Below are 15,707 nucleotides of genomic sequence, written 5' to 3'. Positions count from 1 at the left end.
ACAGGCCGTCTGAAAAGTTTCAGACGGCCTTGGATTTATTCTTGCCCGGCGCGTTTACGTCGCGCTTCTTTCGGATCGATCAACAATGGACGATAAACCTCAATCCGATCGCCATCGCGCAACACCGTCTCGTCTTTCACGGCCTTGCCGAAAATACCCAAAGGCGCTTGTTGCAAATCCAACTCTGGAAACTCTACCTCCAAACCGCTTTTCAATGCGGCTTCGCGTACGGTTGTCCCTTCGGCAACGGTCATACCCTTCAACACTTGCCTATCAGCCAGTCCGTAAACAATTTCAATCTCAAGCATAGCGGCGGTCAGCCTCTTTAATAAAAGCATCCACCAGCGTGCCGGCGAGGTGGCCGAATACGGGGGAAATCATGGCAGAGAGTACGGCATTGGAGAAATCGTATTCTAATCTGAATTCGACTTTACACATATCATCGCCCAAGTCGATAAATTTCCAAGTGCCGCGCAGGGTTTTAAACGGCCCTTCGAGCAAATCCATGCGGATTTCCTGCCCCGGGATATTGTGGTTGTGCGTTGCAAACGACTGCTTGACACGCATATAGTCCATAAACAGGCGCGCTTTGAGCTCGTTGCCTTTGCGTTCGATGACTTCGGTCTTGCTGTACCACGGCAAAAATTTTGGATAGTCCTCGACCTTGTCCACCAGCTCAAACATTTCCTCAGCGCTATGCAGTACCAATACGTTTTTCTCGACTTTTTTCATGTGGTTGTAGACCTTGTTTTTGAATATTCGGGGTTCAGACGGCATGATTTAGAAAAATATCCGCCCTACTTTGGGACAAAATTCCCAATTTAAACCGCTTCTCCATTTTGTTTCGCTTCCAGCCATTCCCAGCGTTCCAGCTTTTCCAAAAGCGACATCTCGATTTCTTCAGCCCTGCTTTGCAATGCACCTGCTTTCTCATAATCTTTGAAGATTTCAGGATCGGAAAGCTGGGTATTGATTTCAGCCTGCTCGGTTTCCAAAGCGGCGATTTCGTCAGGCAGGGCGTCGAGTTCACGCTGTTCTTTATAGGAAAGTTTGACTGTGCGGTTGTCTTTGGGTTTGACTTTCTCAGGCTCGGCAACCGCTTTGGGCGCGGAGGCCGTCTGAATTTTCTCTTCGCGTGATTTTGCGTCGATATAGTCCTGATAGCCGCCGATGTATTCTTTCAGACGGCCTTGTCCTTCGAAAACAATGCTTTGGGTAATCACATTATCCAAGAACATACGGTCATGCGAGACGAGGAATACCGTGCCTTGGTAATCGCGCAGCAAATCTTCAAGCAGCTCTTGGGTATCGATGTCCAAGTCATTGGTCGGTTCGTCCAAAACCAAAATATTAGCAGGACGGGTAAAGAGTTTCGCCAGCAGGAGGCGGTTGCGTTCGCCGCCGGAGAGCGATGAAACAGGGCTTTGCGCGCGGGCGGGGTGGAACAAGAAATCTTCCAGATAGCTCATCACATGTTTTTTCTTGCCGCCGACTTCAACGTAATCGTTGCCTTGACCGAGCGTGTAAAACACGGTGTCGTTTTCGTTCAACGCGCTGCGGAATTGATCGAAATAGGCAACTTCCTGCTTACTGCCGATGCGGATTCTGCCGTAAGTCGGCTGCAATTCACCCAAAATCAGCTTGAGGAAGGTGGTTTTGCCGATACCGTTTGGACCGATTAAGCCGATTTTGTCGCCGCGCTGCAAGATGGCGGAGAATTTGTCCATGATGACTTTGTCGCCATAGGCAAACGAGGCATGTTCCAGTTCGGCAATGATTTTGCCGCTTTTCTCGCCGCTGTCGAGCTTGAAGTTGACCTGCCCTTGTACATTGCGGCGTTCGGCGCGTTGGCGGCGCAGTTCTTCCAAACGACGCACGCGGCCTTCGTTACGGGTACGGCGCGCTTCGATGCCTTTGCGTATCCATGCCTCTTCCTGAGCATGGAATTTGTCGAAGAGGCGGTTGTGTTCCGCTTCAACCGCCAATTCCTGCGCTTTTTTCTCGCTGTATTTGGAGAACGAGCCGGGATAGGATCGTAGAATGCCGCGGTCAAGTTCGACAATGCGCGTGGCGATGTTGTCCAGAAAACGGCGGTCGTGGGTAATCACGACCAGGCTGCCTTCAAATGCTTTGAGCAGGTTTTCCAGCCAGATAATCGCGTCGATGTCCAAATGGTTGGTCGGTTCGTCCAGCAGCAATACGTCGGGCTTCTGCACCCAAGCCTGCGCCAAGGCGACGCGCTTTTTCTGCCCGCCGGAGAGGTTGCCGATTTTTTCGTTTTCCGGCAAACCGAGTTCGCCCAAAGTCTGCTTTACTGCCGCATCCAGCTTCCAACCGTCCTTTGCTTCGATTTCAAGCTGCAATTCGTTGAGTTCTTTCAATAAGGTTTCACTTGAACCATTTTCCAACTCATGGCTGACGCGGTGGTAACGGCCCAGCAAATCGCGGATTTCGCCCAAGCCTTCGGCAACGGTGTCGAATACGGTTGCTTCCTTATCAAAAAAGGATTCCTGCGGTACATAAACGATTTTGAGGTTATTTTGAACAATAATCTGCCCGTCATCGAGCTTTTGTACGCCTGCAAGGATTTTTAAAAACGAAGACTTACCCGCGCCGTTGCGGCCGATTAAACCGATTTTCTCGCCGCTGTCGAGTTGAAAAGAAGTTTTGTCGAGCAAGGCGACATGGCCGACGGCAAAAGAAGCATTTTCTACGGATAAGATATTCATGGGGAAACTTCAAAAAAGAAAAGGGGGACATTTTAACCGATTATCGGCAGATATTTACCGATAATCATATGAAATTGAAAGTATCAGACCGTCTGAAAGCAGTTTTCAGACGGCCTTCATTATTATTCTTGAACCTTCAAACCAAAATGCAGATAGGCTCGTTCGGTTGCCACGCGTCCGCGCGGTGTACGCTGTAAAAAGCCCTGCTGAATCAGATAAGGTTCAATCACATCTTCGATGGTATCGGTCGATTCGCCAATCGCAGCAGCCACGTTTTCCAAACCGACAGGGCCGCCGCTGAATTTGTGCAGAATCGCCTCAAGGAATTTCCTGTCCATCACATCCAAACCCTGCCCATCCACATCCAGCATACTCAAGGCAGCATCGGCAATTTCCGCATCAATGACGCCGTTGTTTTTCACATCGGCATAATCACGAACTCGTCGCAAAAGGCGGTTGGCAATACGCGGCGTACCGCGGCTGCGCTTGGCTACTTCCATCGCACCCTCCTCACCCATTTCCAACTGCAATAGTTGAGCAGAACGGGCAACAATAGTCGCTAAATCTTTATTCTGATAAAACTCCAATCGGGATACGATACCGAAACGGTCACGCAACGGATTGGTTAGCATGCCGGCGCGGGTAGTCGCCCCCACCAATGTAAACGGCGGCAAATCGATTTTGACCGAGCGCGCGGCCGGTCCCTCGCCTATCATGATGTCCAACTGATAATCCTCAAGCGCAGGATAAAGGATTTCTTCAACCACAGGGCTTAAGCGGTGGATTTCATCAATAAACAGCACATCATGCGGCTCGAGGTTGGTCAATAAAGCAGCAAGGTCGCCGGCGCGCTCTAAAACCGGGCCGCTGGTTTGGCGCAAATTAACGCCTAATTCTTTGGCAATAATGTGCGCCAAAGTAGTTTTTCCCAAACCCGGTGGGCCAAACAACAAAGTATGGTCAAGCGCTTCGCCACGTTTTTTCGCCGCTTGAATAAAAATAGCCAGCTGCTCTTTGGCCTTATCCTGCCCGATATAGTCGTCTAAAGTTTTCGGACGTAAAGCGCGTTCAAGCAATTCTTCCTGAGCTGAAATATTTTGAGCAGTGATAATGCGCTGAGGTTGTGCAGAAGTAAGATTATCGGTTTGTAACATAATGTTTCTAAATTTGAAGATCATTCCCGGCCCGTTATTTCAGACGGCCCGAACAATCAGATAAAGCGGTTAAATTATGATTTTGGCCATTATACCCGATAAGGCCGAGCCGCTTTTCCCTCAAATCTAAATCACACAAAAATTTTCGTTTTCAGACGGCAAAAGCAACGTATAATAAACGGTTAATTCAAATACCTATCGCATTCAGGAGAACACATGAGCCTCAAGCAAAAAGTCATCGCCATCGACGGCCCCAGCGCATCCGGCAAAGGGACGGTTGCCTCACGCGTAGCCGAAGCCTTGGGTTTTCTTTACCTCGATTCCGGTGCGCTTTACCGCCTGACCGCGCTTTACGCACAAAAACAAAATGTCGCCTGGACAGATGAAGATGCCGTCAGCACACTGGCAGAAACTTTGCCCGCACAATTTGAAGGCGGCGTCGTATTATTAAACAGCGAAGATGTATCCGAGCAAATCCGTACCGAAGCGATCGGCATGGGCGCATCTGCCGTCGCGCAGTTGCCTAAAGTGCGCACAGCCCTTTTGCAGCGCCAACGCGATTTCCTGACCGAGAAAGGTTTGGTCGCCGACGGCCGCGATATCGGCTCGGTTATTTTCCCTGATGCCGCATTAAAAATTTTCCTGACCGCAAGTGCCAATGTCCGCGCTCAACGTCGTGCCAAACAACTCGGTATCCCATACGAAGGGGTTGCATTCGAGCGTATCTTGTCAGACATTGAAGCGCGCGACGAAGCAGACCGCCGCCGCCCTGTTGCCCCATTGAAACAGCTGCCCGACGCCCTGCTTTTAGATACCGACAACCTTTCTATCGAAGAAGCTGTAAAAAAAGTGCTTGATTGGTATCATAAAGTTTAAAATTTGGAGTATAATCGCGAAGTTTTCATTTCAGACGGCCTGTTAACCCTAATAACAAGGCCGTCTGAAAACATTTCCCAACCTGCCGCGCCAAGGGCGGCAGGTCATTTCAAACCTAACCCGCACCCCTTGGCGGTGTACCGAAAAGAGTATATATGACTATGGAAAATTTTGCCCAGCTGCTGGAAGAAAGCTTTACCCTGCAAGAGATGAACCCAGGTGAAGTGATTACTGCCGAAGTAGTCGGCATCGATCAAAACTTCGTTACCGTTAACGCAGGTCTGAAATCAGAATCTCTGATTGATGTTGCTGAATTCAAAAACGCTCAGGGCGAGATTGAAGTTAAAGTTGGCGATTTCGTTACCGTTACCATCGAATCTGTTGAAAACGGCTTCGGCGAAACCAAACTGTCCCGCGAAAAAGCCAAACGCGCTGCCGACTGGATCGCTTTGGAAGAAGCTATGGAAAACGGCGACATCCTGTCCGGCGTTATCAATGGCAAAGTCAAAGGCGGCCTGACTGTTATGATCAACAGCATCCGCGCATTCCTGCCGGGTTCTTTGGTTGACGTACGTCCTGTAAAAGACACTTCTCACTTCGAAGGCAAAGAAATTGAATTCAAAGTGATCAAACTGGACAAAAAACGCAACAACGTCGTTGTGTCTCGCCGCGCTGTTCTGGAAGCTACTTTGGGCGAAGAACGCAAAGCCTTGCTGGAAAACCTGCAAGAAGGTTCAGTTATCAAAGGTATCGTTAAAAACATCACCGATTACGGTGCATTCGTTGACTTGGGCGGCATCGACGGTCTGTTGCACATCACCGACTTGGCATGGCGCCGTGTGAAACACCCAAGCGAAGTTTTGGAAGTTGGTCAAGAAGTAGAAGCCAAAGTTCTGAAATTCGACCAAGACAAACAACGCGTTTCCCTGGGTATGAAACAACTGGGTGAAGATCCTTGGAGCGGCCTGACCCGTCGTTACCCACAAGGTACCCGCCTGTTCGGTAAAGTATCCAACCTGACCGACTACGGTGCGTTCGTTGAAATCGAACAAGGCATCGAAGGTTTGGTACACGTTTCCGAAATGGATTGGACCAACAAAAACGTACACCCAAGCAAAGTTGTTCAACTGGGTGACGAAGTTGAAGTCATGATCCTGGAAATCGACGAAGACCGCCGCCGTATCTCTTTGGGCATGAAACAATGTCAAGCTAACCCTTGGGAAGAGTTTGCCGCCAACCACAACAAAGGCGACAAAATCTCCGGCGCAGTTAAATCTATCACCGACTTCGGCGTATTCGTAGGTCTGCCTGGCGGCATCGACGGCCTGGTTCACTTGTCCGACCTGTCTTGGACTGAAGCCGGCGAAGAAGCTGTACGCAAATACAAAAAAGGCGAAGAAGTTGAAGCCGTTGTATTGGCCATCGACGTTGAAAAAGAACGCATCTCTTTGGGTATCAAACAACTGGAAGGTGATCCGTTCGGCAACTTCATCAGCGTAAACGACAAAGGTTCTTTGGTTAAAGGTTCTGTGAAATCTGTTGACGCCAAAGGTGCCGTAGTTGCTCTGTCTGAAGAAGTTGAAGGCTACCTGCCTGCTTCTGAATTCGCCGCTGACCGCGTTGAAGACCTGACTACCAAACTGAAAGAAGGCGACGAAGTTGAAGCCGTTATCGTTACCGTTGACCGCAAAAACCGCAGCATCCGTCTGTCTGTTAAAGCGAAAGACGCTAAAGAAAACCGCGAAGCGCTGAATTCAGTTAACGCCGCTGCAACTGCCAATGCCGGTACTACCAGCCTGGGCGACTTGCTGAAAGCCAAACTGTCCGGCGACCAAGAATAAGGTTGCAGACATGACGAAGTCTGAATTGATGGTTCGCCTCGCAGAAGTGTTTGCCGAGAAAAATGGCAACCAACTGCTGGCTAAAGATGTCGAATACAGTGTAAAAGTCTTGGTTGATACCATGACCCGCTCACTGGCTCGTGGACAACGTATCGAAATCCGCGGCTTCGGCAGCTTCGACTTGAACCACCGCCCTGCCCGTATCGGGCGCAACCCGAAAACCGGCGAACGCGTGGAAGTGCCTGAAAAGCATGTTCCTCACTTCAAACCGGGTAAAGAGTTGCGTGAGCGTGTAGACTTGGCATTGCAAGAAAGTGCTCATTAATACTTAGTAGCAAAACGCCGCAGAAATGCGGCGTTTTTTTTTGTTTTCACAAGAAATACCAAAGCCGGCTCTTTTCACGCATACCTTAATCGCACACTATTTCAACTATATTTACTACAATGCTTGTGCAAAAAACGCAGGCCGTCTGAAATCATTTATAATAGACCGACTATTCTGTAATGAAAACATCATTCCAACTACTGTCCAAACTATTGCGGATGATGTTTCAACTATCGCCAGTAAAGCATAATAAAGGTTACACATGAGCAATAGAGACCAACTATTCACACCACCTCCATTTGAAAACCACAGCCCATTGACTTGGTATCAAGCTGCAGCCGAGCAGCCCAACTTTATCCGCGACGAAGCCCAAGCGCGAGCCATTGAATATTTGGATCGTTTATGGACCGAGCTGATGATGTTCAAACGCAAACGCAACCGTTTTCTTGGCCGTAGCTTGCGTTCCCCCCAAGTTCCTAAAGGGCTCTATTTTTATGGCGGCGTAGGACGCGGTAAAAGCTTTTTGATGGATGCTTTTTTCGGCTGCCTCCCTTATCGTCGTAAACGTCGCGTGCATTTCCATGCCTTCATGGCCGAAATCCATCAACGCCTTAAAGTATTGAAAAGCGAAGCCAATCCCTTAAAAGCCGTTGCAACAGAAATTGCCAAAGAAACACGCGTATTATGCTTTGACGAGTTTCACGTCAGTGATATTGCCGATGCCATGATTTTGGGCCGTTTGCTGGAAAACCTGTTGAGTGAAGGTGTAGTCTTGGTAGCCACTTCCAACTACGCCCCATCCGAACTCTATCCTCAAGGCCAAAACCGCAGCAGCTTTCTGCCAACCATCGCCCTTATCGAGTCCAACCTGACCGTTTTAAATGTGGATGGCGGCGAAGATTACCGCTTGCGTACGCTGCGTCCTGCCGAAATTTTCTTTGTCCCCAATAATGAAGAAAACGAGCAAAAACTCGCTGCTTTATTTAAGGAAATGAGCGGAATCTCTGAATTAAACCCAGGCATCAGCATTATTCATGGACGGGAAATTCCCCATAAAGCCCAGTCAGAGCGCGCCATCTGGTTTGATTTCCGCGCATTATGTTTTGGCCCGCGCTCACAAGCTGACTATCTGTACTTGGCCGAACATTACGAGATGGTTTTCCTTTCAGGATTAGAGCGCCTAACCCCTCAAGAAAAAGCAGAAGCACGCCGTCTGACATGGCTAATTGACGTTTTATACGATTTCCGCGTGAAATTGTGCGCCACCAGTGCAGTTGGCGTAAACGATATTTATGTCGAAGGCGATTTCGCCGAAGAATTTACCCGCACAGCCAGCCGTATGATCGAAATGCAATCCGAAGTCTATTTGGAACAACCACACCTGACTTTAAGCAAATAATGCCTTTCCCCAAAAGGGGCGAAATTTGGTAGAATACACTTCCCTTGCCTCTTGGCTGCGACAACTTACCTATCAATAAAAACAAGGACATAACATGGCCATCGAACGTACGATTTCCATCATCAAACCCGATGCAGTAGAAAAAAACGTCATCGGCAAGATTTACAGCCGCTTTGAAGAAAACGGCTTGCGCATTATTGCGGCGAAAATGAAACATCTCTCTGAGCGTGAAGCAAAAGAGTTTTATGCCGTACATAAAGATCGCCCTTTTTATGAAGACTTGGTTAAATTCATGACTCGCAATCCTGTCATGATTCAAGTATTGGAAGGTGAAAATGCCGTTGCCAAAAATCGCGAATTGATGGGCGCAACCAACCCAGCCGATGCAGCTCCTGGCACAATCCGTGCCGACTTTGCAGAATCTGTCAGTGTTAATGCCGTACATGGTTCTGACAGCGTTGAAAATGCTGCGATTGAAATTGCTTACTTCTTCAGCCAAAGCGAAATCTGCCCGCGCTAAGAGTAAAAGCCTGTAGCCGCTTTACGGCCGTCCGATTTATATCGGACGGCAAAACTGCTTTGTATGTCCTACAAATTAAAGGCCGTCTGAAAACCCAAAGGCTTTTAAAGCAAAGCTGCCCAATAAGCCTCTTTGCTTTAAAAGCTTTACTGAGAAACATAAAAATACATGAAAACCAATCTACTGAACTACGATTTAAACGGACTGACACAACACTTTGCCGAAATGGGTGAAAAGCCTTTTCGTGCCAAGCAGGTAATGCGTTGGATGCATCAAGCGGGTGCACAAAACTTTGAAGAAATGACTGACTTGGCCAAATCATTGCGCGCCAAGTTAAATGAACAAGCCACAATCGAAGTGCCTAAATTAATGATGGCACAAGAATCTACTGATGGCACACGCAAATGGTTGCTGGATGTAGGCACGGGCAACGGTGTAGAAACCGTCTTTATTCCCGAAGCCGAACGCGGTACTTTGTGCATCTCTTCCCAAGTAGGTTGCGCATTGGAATGCACTTTCTGCTCTACCGGACGACAAGGTTTCAACCGCAACCTGACTGCCGCTGAAATTATCGGTCAGCTTTGGTGGGCCAATAAAGCCATGGGCGTTACCCCTAAAAATGAACGCGTTATCTCCAATGTTGTGATGATGGGCATGGGCGAACCCATGGCAAACTTTGACAATGTTATTACCGCTTTGAGCATTATGCTGGATGATCACGGCTACGGCTTGAGCCGCCGCCGCGTGACTGTTTCCACTTCGGGCATGGTTCCACAAATGGACAGACTGCGTGATGCAATGCCTGTTGCTTTGGCTGTATCTTTACACGCATCCAACGATGAAGTGCGCGATCAAATTGTTCCCCTCAACAAAAAATACCCGCTCAAAGAATTGATGGCGGCCTGTCAACGTTATCTGGTCAAAGCCCCCCGTGACTTTATTACCTTTGAATACGTTATGCTCGACGGTATCAACGATAAAGCGCAACATGCGCGCGAATTGATTGAATTGGTTAAAGACGTACCGTGCAAATTCAATCTGATTCCGTTCAATCCTTTCCCAAATTCCGGCTACGAACGTTCTACCAATGAAAATATCCGTGTCTTCCGCGATATTCTGCAACAAGCCGGCTTTGTCGTTACTGTCCGTAAAACCCGAGGTGACGATATCGATGCCGCTTGCGGACAACTGGCCGGACAAGTACAAGATAAAACACGCCGCCAACAAAAATGGCAACAGATTTTGGTCGAACAATAAGGTTAATTATGAAAATCAAGTTCGGATTCGCATTACTTACCGCACTGACTCTTTCTGCCTGCGCTTCCTCTTCCGGCCCAAGCCCTAAAGAACGTGCCATTCAAGTTTCTAATATCAAAACCCAACTGGCTGTGGAATATATGCGTGGCCAAAACTACCGCCAAGCTACTGAAAGTATCGAAGAGGCGCTTAAGTCCAATTCAAAAAATGACCTTGCTTGGTTGGTACGCGCCGAGATTTATCAGTATTTGAAAGTCAAAGACAAAGCTCAAGAAAGCTTTCTTAAAGCATTGTCTTTAAAACCGGATAGTGCTGAAGTTAACAACAATTACGGTTGGTTCTTATGCAATCAAATGAATGCACCTGCCGAATCTATGGCTTATTTTGATAAAGCACTGGCCGACCCAACCTATCCAAGCCCCTTTATTGCCAATATGAATAAAGGCATTTGCAGTGCAAGGTTAGGCCAATACTCTTTGGCCCAAGCCTATTTGGAAAGGTCTTTAGCAGCGAATCCGCAATTCTTCCCTGCTTTCAAAGAACTTGCCCGAACCAAAATGATGGCAGGCAATCTGAACGATGCCGACTATTATTTCCGCCAATACCAAAGCAAAGTTGATGTCCTGCAGGCTGATGATTTGCTTTTAGGCTGGCGTTTGGCTACCGCCTTGGGCAATAAACACGCCGCATACGAATACGAAGCCCAACTTAGGGCAAACTTCCCTTATTCAGACGAACTACAAACCGTCACAACAGGCCACTAAATGGAAAATAACGATAAAATCAACTACGACACACAAGCCGCCAAAACATTGGGGGATGAATTACGCAAACACAGAACTGATGCCAAAATCGATATTCAAGATGTTGCCTCACGTTTGAAACTGTCTGCCGAACAAATTGATGCTTTGGAAAAAGGAGAATATTCAGGCTTTCCCGGTTTAGTCTTTGTTTCAGGCTATTTGCGTTCATATGCACGATTTCTGAAAATCGACGAACAAACCATCGCCAAACATTTGCTCTCCATTACTCCGCAACTTGAAGACCATGTATACGCGGTAACACGCAGTGCCAACACCGGCTTAAGCTACACAGACACTGAAAAACAAGGCTTCCCAAAATGGATATTGGGGATAGCCGCACTGGCTTTGGCTGTAGGCGGCGTTTACTTTTGGCAAAGCAAATCCAGTTTTGAAAACGAACAGGCAAATATTCAAAACAGCAAAGATGTTGCTGATACGATGAAAACGCCTGCCTTAAAAACGGATAATGTTGCCGTTAGCGAAATGACGGAAGACGGCAAAAAAGAAATTACCAATAAGCCTGAAGTGGCTAATGATCAAGCAGCTTCTGAAGCTTCTGCCATAGCACAAGAAGAGAAGCCTGCCGTCAAAGTTGAGAAAGACGAACTTTGGATTAAAGTCCAATACCGAAGCAATCTGATTATTACAGACAAAGATGGAAAAGTTGTATTCAGCCGTATCGTTCCAGCCGGAAGCGAACAACGTCTGAGAGGCGGCGCACCTTACAATGTTTGGATCGGTATTGCAGCCGGCTCGGAAGCCAATTACGGCGGCACACCTATCGAACCTTTGAAATACCGTGTTGCCGGTGAAAAATCCGCCTCTTTTGTTGCAGGAAAAAACTAAAATGACCACACCTAAACGCCGTCTGACACATCAAGTACAAATCGATCATCTCATCGTCGGTTCGGATGCGCCCGTTGTTGTGCAATCTATGACCAATACCGACACCGCAGATGCAGAAGCAACCGCCCGACAGGTCAAAGAGTTGAGCGATGCCGGCTCAGAAATGGTCCGTATCACGGTCAATACTCCGGAAGCGGCTTCCAAAGTCGCTGAAATCCGCAGCCGCTTAGACGATATGGGTTATACCACGCCCCTGATCGGCGACTTCCATTTCAATGGCGAACGCTTATTGGCTGAATTTCCCGAGTGCGGCAAAGCCCTGTCTAAATACCGCATCAACCCAGGCAATGTTGGCAAAGGCGCAAAAGGCGATGAGAAATTTGCCTTTATGATTCGTACAGCGGCAGAAAACAATAAAGCCGTACGCATCGGTGTGAACTGGGGTTCGCTTGATCAAAGCCTTGCCAAGCGCATGATGGATGCCAACTTGGCCTCCGCTGCACCAAAGCCGCCTGAAGAAATCATGAAAGAGGCTTTGATTGTTTCGGCGCTGGAATCGGCAGAAAAAGCCGTGGCTTTGGGCTTGCCTGAAGACAAAATCATTTTGTCGTGCAAGGTCAGCGCCGTACAAGACTTGATTCAGGTTTACCGCGAATTAGGCAGCCGTTGCCGTTACCCGCTCCATCTCGGTCTGACCGAGGCTGGCATGGGCAGCAAAGGTATTGTAGCATCTACCGCGGCCTTGGCCGTATTGCTGCAAGAAGGTATCGGCGACACCATTCGAATCTCCCTAACCCCCGAGCCCGGCAGTTCTCGCACTCAAGAAGTCATTGTCGGTCAAGAAATCCTGCAGACTATGGGCTTGCGCTCCTTTACGCCGATGGTCACAGCCTGCCCGGGTTGCGGCCGCACCACCAGTACCGTATTCCAAGAGTTGGCTCAAGACGTACAAAACTATTTACGCCAAAAAATGGCTGTTTGGCGCACTGAATATCCAGGCGTTGAATCATTGAACGTCGCCGTAATGGGTTGCGTGGTAAATGGTCCGGGCGAAAGCAAGCTTGCCGATATCGGTATCAGCCTGCCCGGTACAGGCGAAACTCCGGTTGCGCCGGTTTATGTAGACGGAGAACGGAAAGTCACCCTTAAAGGCGACAATATCGCTGCCGAGTTTTTACAAATCGTTGAAGATTATGTCAAAACCAACTACTGCGAAGGTGGCGCAAAACGTAAGCAAAACCGCGTTATTCCCATTCAATCTGCCTAAAACATTTTCAAGATAAAGAGGCCGTCTGAAAATATGTTGGGCAAACTGGATACTTGGCTGACTGAACATCCCAAACGCAAGGATTTGCATGGTTGGCGACGCTTTATCGTTGAATTTTGGTTTTTCGGTTTAAAAGAAGCACGAGCCTGCTTATTTGCAGGCTTGTTTTTCATTGCCATGTTCCTCGTTCCGAAAACAGGCTGGTTGGGTATTTCACGCTACGACCTACTGCTGATTTTTGCCATCTCCGTACAAGCAGCCATGCTGTATTTCAAGTTGGAAACTTGGGATGAAGTGAAATCGATTACGCTGTTTTACTTGGTGGGCTTTGCTTTAGAGTGGTTTAAAACATCAGGCGATATCCAGTCTTGGAGCTATCCTGATGAGGCATACACCAAAATCGGCGGCGTACCGCTGTTTGCAGGCTTTATGTATGCTGCGGTCGGCAGCTATATCATTCAAGCATGGCGGCTGTTTGACTTAAAAATCAAAAGTCATCCGCCGTATTGGTTGGGCACTTTGTGCGCACTGGCGATTTATATCAATTTCTTTACCCATCACTATATTGGCGACTATCGCTGGTATCTTGCCGCTTTCGCTCTCGGCCTATATGCCCGGACAACGGTCTTATACACGCCCTATGACACCACTCGCAAAATGCCGCTCCTGCTCGCTTTCGTCCTGATCGGATTTTTTATTTGGCTGGCGGAAAATTTGGGAACCCTATTCGGCGTTTGGCGCTATCCCAACCAAATCGGCGCGTGGGCATCGGTACACATCAGTAAATGGAGTTCATGGGCGTTACTGGTGATGATGACTTTTACCATCGTTGCGAATTTAAAACACATCAAACATACCATCAGCGTATCGAAAGATTAGTTGCTTAATATTTTAAAAGGCCGTCTGAAACTTTCAGACGGCCTTTCATTTTCAACAATCAATTAAACAAACTTAATGCTTTAACAAACACCATAATGACACCATAGCCCAAAGGAACGCAGACCAAAGCCCAGCGCCACCATACTCCGATACCGCCCGCTGATACTTTTTTGCTGATCAGATAGGCATCGGATACAGCGGTTTCATCATCGGGGTTACCACTATGTGCCGCGACCTTAATGTCTTTTTCGTGATGCTTTTCATGAACCGAACGGACACTCAAATTACACAGTAAACCGACAATCAACAAACCTGCCATGATGTACATGGTGATGCTATAAGCCTCGGCAGCCGGAACGCCGCTTTCAATTTGGCTTTGGCGGATATAGTTGACCAACACCGGACCAATAACGGCCGCAGTTGACCATGCCAGCAAAATCCTACCGTGGATTGCACCGACTTGATAAGTACCGAACAAATCCTTCAGATACGCCGGAATCGCTGCAAAACCACCGCCATACATGGAAATGATGACGCAGAACCCAATAACAAACAAAGCCTTGTTACCGCTCCCGCCAATAGACGGAATGGCAAAATACAACAGCGAGCCGAGCACGAAGAAAATAGTATAAGTATTTTTACGCCCGATTTTATCGGACACGCTGGACCACAAAAAGCGGCCGCCCATATTAAACAGGCTCAACAGGCTCACAAAACCTGCCGCCGCACCTGCGCCAATGGCAGCCTGTTTACCGACAGAAGTTTCAGAAAACAGCTCCTGAATCATGACAGAAGCCTGACCTAAAACGCCGATACCCGCTGTCACGTTCAGACACAATACCCAAAACAAGAGCCAGAATTGCGGCGTTTTCATGGCTTGTGAGACATTGACATGATTGCTGCTGACCAATTTGTTTTTGATTTTCGGTGCAACATAACCTTTAGGTTTCCAGCCATCGGCAGGTATGCGGATGGTAAACGCGCCGAACATCATCAACACCAGATAAAACAATCCTAAAACAACAAAAGCCTGCGCTACGCCAACCGAAGTTTCACTGGAGAAAAAACTCATCAGCGACACGGATAAAGGCGAGGCCAACATTGCGCCACCACCAAAGCCCATAATCGCCAAACCTGTCGCCATACCCGGTTTATCAGGAAACCATTTCATCAGTGTCGATACAGGCCCAATATAGCCCAAGCCCAAGCCAACACCGCCAATCACACCGTTACCCAAATAAAGCAAAAACAGATTGTGCGTATGGACGCCGATCGCCGACACAAAAAAGCCCAAGCTAAAGCAGCAGGCAGCAACAAACATTGCTTTACGCGGCCCAACGCGCTCCATCCATGTACCGAACATGGCTGCTGACGCGCCCAACATCGCCAAGGCAATACTGAAAATCCAGCCAACCGTGGTCAGCTTCCAATCTCCTGCAGCCGACTCAGTAATACCGATAAGCTTGGTCAGCGGCGCATTGAACACGGAATAAGCGTATATCTGCCCAATGGCAAGATGCACGGCCAAAGCGGCAGGCGGTACCAGCCAACGATTAAAGCCGGGTTTGGCAATGGTCGCCTCACGGTCTAGAAATTTCATAAAATCCTCTTGTGTGATATGTGTCAAACGCTGATTCCATATCATGTGGAATCGAAAAATTGTTGACAATATTTTAGCATAATCTCCCGTTTATCCTTTTTTCTGCTCCATGATAATTTTGCGCATCAAACAGAAAAAACATTCATCTAAACTATTTCATCACGCCCATATCGACAAAAAGGCCATCTGAAAATTCTTCAGACGGCCTTTT

Annotated in this window: 15 protein-coding genes; 10 read left to right on the top strand and 5 right to left on the bottom strand. The window is 48.0% G+C overall.

Going from position 1 to position 15,707, the window contains the following annotated elements:
- Nucleotides 1-35 precede the first annotated feature (35 nt).
- The 4 genes from HMPREF3047_RS06280 to ruvB form a co-directional block, all read right to left on the bottom strand.
- Nucleotides 36-308 (bottom strand): RnfH family protein, encoded by a 273-nt coding sequence (locus HMPREF3047_RS06280; protein ID WP_070712674.1) that lies wholly within the window; start codon nt 306-308, stop codon nt 36-38.
- Complete coding sequence (locus HMPREF3047_RS06275) at nt 301-732, bottom strand: type II toxin-antitoxin system RatA family toxin (RefSeq protein WP_003747011.1); 432 nt, start codon at nt 730-732, stop codon at nt 301-303. Before HMPREF3047_RS06275 ends, HMPREF3047_RS06280 begins: the two co-directional genes overlap by 8 nt.
- An 89-nt stretch (nt 733-821) precedes the next feature.
- Nucleotides 822-2,729, bottom strand: a complete 1,908-nt coding sequence (locus HMPREF3047_RS06270; protein ID WP_070712671.1) for an ATP-binding cassette domain-containing protein — start codon at nt 2,727-2,729, stop codon at nt 822-824.
- 122 nt (nt 2,730-2,851) lie between these two features.
- Entirely contained in the window at nt 2,852-3,883 is a 1,032-nt protein-coding gene (gene ruvB / locus HMPREF3047_RS06265; RefSeq protein WP_070712754.1) for a Holliday junction branch migration DNA helicase RuvB, read from the bottom strand.
- 216 nt (nt 3,884-4,099) lie between these two features.
- Here ruvB and cmk point away from each other — a divergent pair, with 216 nt between their 5' ends.
- The 10 genes from cmk to HMPREF3047_RS06215 all read left to right on the top strand — a co-directional run bounded on the left by cmk (nt 4,100) and on the right by HMPREF3047_RS06215 (nt 13,896).
- Nucleotides 4,100-4,759: a (d)CMP kinase gene (cmk, locus tag HMPREF3047_RS06260; protein WP_070712669.1), complete on the top strand. Its 660-nt coding sequence runs from the start codon at nt 4,100-4,102 to the stop codon at nt 4,757-4,759.
- 155 nt (nt 4,760-4,914) lie between these two features.
- Nucleotides 4,915-6,600 carry a 30S ribosomal protein S1 gene (gene rpsA, locus HMPREF3047_RS06255; RefSeq protein WP_003678994.1) on the top strand — a complete coding sequence of 562 codons (1,686 nt, stop codon included), beginning with the start codon at nt 4,915-4,917 and terminating at the stop codon, nt 6,598-6,600.
- Between the two features lie 10 nt (nt 6,601-6,610).
- Nucleotides 6,611-6,925, top strand: coding sequence for an integration host factor subunit beta (locus tag HMPREF3047_RS06250; RefSeq protein ID WP_003678992.1), 315 nt, complete (start codon nt 6,611-6,613; stop codon nt 6,923-6,925).
- Between the two features lie 262 nt (nt 6,926-7,187).
- Complete coding sequence (gene zapE / locus HMPREF3047_RS06245; RefSeq protein WP_049333700.1) at nt 7,188-8,324, top strand: cell division protein ZapE; 1,137 nt, start codon at nt 7,188-7,190, stop codon at nt 8,322-8,324.
- Nucleotides 8,325-8,418: 94 nt separating this feature from the next.
- Entirely contained in the window at nt 8,419-8,844 is a 426-nt protein-coding gene (ndk, locus tag HMPREF3047_RS06240; protein WP_004519785.1) for a nucleoside-diphosphate kinase, read from the top strand.
- Nucleotides 8,845-9,012: 168 nt separating this feature from the next.
- Complete coding sequence (rlmN, locus tag HMPREF3047_RS06235) at nt 9,013-10,101, top strand: dual-specificity RNA methyltransferase RlmN (protein WP_070585495.1); 1,089 nt, start codon at nt 9,013-9,015, stop codon at nt 10,099-10,101.
- A gap of 8 nt (nt 10,102-10,109) precedes the next feature.
- Complete coding sequence (pilW, locus tag HMPREF3047_RS06230; RefSeq protein ID WP_070585498.1) at nt 10,110-10,865, top strand: type IV pilus biogenesis/stability protein PilW; 756 nt, start codon at nt 10,110-10,112, stop codon at nt 10,863-10,865.
- The gene (locus HMPREF3047_RS06225; RefSeq protein ID WP_070585500.1) at nt 10,866-11,750 is read left to right on the top strand and encodes a helix-turn-helix domain-containing protein; all 885 of its coding nucleotides are present in this window, start codon (nt 10,866-10,868) and stop codon (nt 11,748-11,750) included.
- A gap of 1 nt (nt 11,751) precedes the next feature.
- A complete protein-coding gene (ispG, locus tag HMPREF3047_RS06220; protein ID WP_070585502.1) occupies nt 11,752-13,017 on the top strand; it encodes a flavodoxin-dependent (E)-4-hydroxy-3-methylbut-2-enyl-diphosphate synthase in 1,266 nt (421 codons plus the stop codon).
- A gap of 33 nt (nt 13,018-13,050) precedes the next feature.
- Nucleotides 13,051-13,896, top strand: a complete 846-nt coding sequence (locus HMPREF3047_RS06215) for a DUF817 domain-containing protein (protein ID WP_070585503.1) — start codon at nt 13,051-13,053, stop codon at nt 13,894-13,896.
- Between the two features lie 58 nt (nt 13,897-13,954).
- Here the strand turns inward: HMPREF3047_RS06215 and HMPREF3047_RS06210 are convergent, their stop codons facing one another.
- Nucleotides 13,955-15,496 (bottom strand): L-lactate MFS transporter, encoded by a 1,542-nt coding sequence (locus tag HMPREF3047_RS06210; RefSeq protein WP_070584854.1) that lies wholly within the window; start codon nt 15,494-15,496, stop codon nt 13,955-13,957.
- Nucleotides 15,497-15,707 lie beyond the last annotated feature (211 nt).

Source organism: Neisseria sp. HMSC075C10, from assembly GCF_001815615.1.
Lineage (GTDB): Bacteria > Pseudomonadota > Gammaproteobacteria > Burkholderiales > Neisseriaceae > Neisseria > Neisseria subflava_A.
The sequence above is the reverse complement of the archived record's forward strand: the minus strand, read 5'-3'. Positions and strand labels throughout refer to the sequence as shown.

Excerpts from the sequence above, each read along its gene's own strand:
- HMPREF3047_RS06280 (WP_070712674.1), bottom strand. The coding sequence starts at position 308 with ATGCTTGAGATTGAAATTGTTTACGGACTGGCTGATAGGCAAGTGTTG.
- HMPREF3047_RS06275 (WP_003747011.1), bottom strand. The coding sequence starts at position 732 with ATGAAAAAAGTCGAGAAAAACGTATTGGTACTGCATAGCGCTGAGGAA.
- HMPREF3047_RS06270 (WP_070712671.1), bottom strand. The coding sequence starts at position 2,729 with ATGAATATCTTATCCGTAGAAAATGCTTCTTTTGCCGTCGGCCATGTC.
- ruvB (WP_070712754.1), bottom strand. The coding sequence starts at position 3,883 with ATGTTACAAACCGATAATCTTACTTCTGCACAACCTCAGCGCATTATC.
- cmk (WP_070712669.1), top strand. The coding sequence starts at position 4,100 with ATGAGCCTCAAGCAAAAAGTCATCGCCATCGACGGCCCCAGCGCATCC.
- rpsA (WP_003678994.1), top strand. The coding sequence starts at position 4,915 with ATGACTATGGAAAATTTTGCCCAGCTGCTGGAAGAAAGCTTTACCCTG.
- HMPREF3047_RS06250 (WP_003678992.1), top strand. The coding sequence starts at position 6,611 with ATGACGAAGTCTGAATTGATGGTTCGCCTCGCAGAAGTGTTTGCCGAG.
- zapE (WP_049333700.1), top strand. The coding sequence starts at position 7,188 with ATGAGCAATAGAGACCAACTATTCACACCACCTCCATTTGAAAACCAC.
- ndk (WP_004519785.1), top strand. The coding sequence starts at position 8,419 with ATGGCCATCGAACGTACGATTTCCATCATCAAACCCGATGCAGTAGAA.
- rlmN (WP_070585495.1), top strand. The coding sequence starts at position 9,013 with ATGAAAACCAATCTACTGAACTACGATTTAAACGGACTGACACAACAC.
- pilW (WP_070585498.1), top strand. The coding sequence starts at position 10,110 with ATGAAAATCAAGTTCGGATTCGCATTACTTACCGCACTGACTCTTTCT.
- HMPREF3047_RS06225 (WP_070585500.1), top strand. The coding sequence starts at position 10,866 with ATGGAAAATAACGATAAAATCAACTACGACACACAAGCCGCCAAAACA.
- ispG (WP_070585502.1), top strand. The coding sequence starts at position 11,752 with ATGACCACACCTAAACGCCGTCTGACACATCAAGTACAAATCGATCAT.
- HMPREF3047_RS06215 (WP_070585503.1), top strand. The coding sequence starts at position 13,051 with ATGTTGGGCAAACTGGATACTTGGCTGACTGAACATCCCAAACGCAAG.
- HMPREF3047_RS06210 (WP_070584854.1), bottom strand. The coding sequence starts at position 15,496 with ATGAAATTTCTAGACCGTGAGGCGACCATTGCCAAACCCGGCTTTAAT.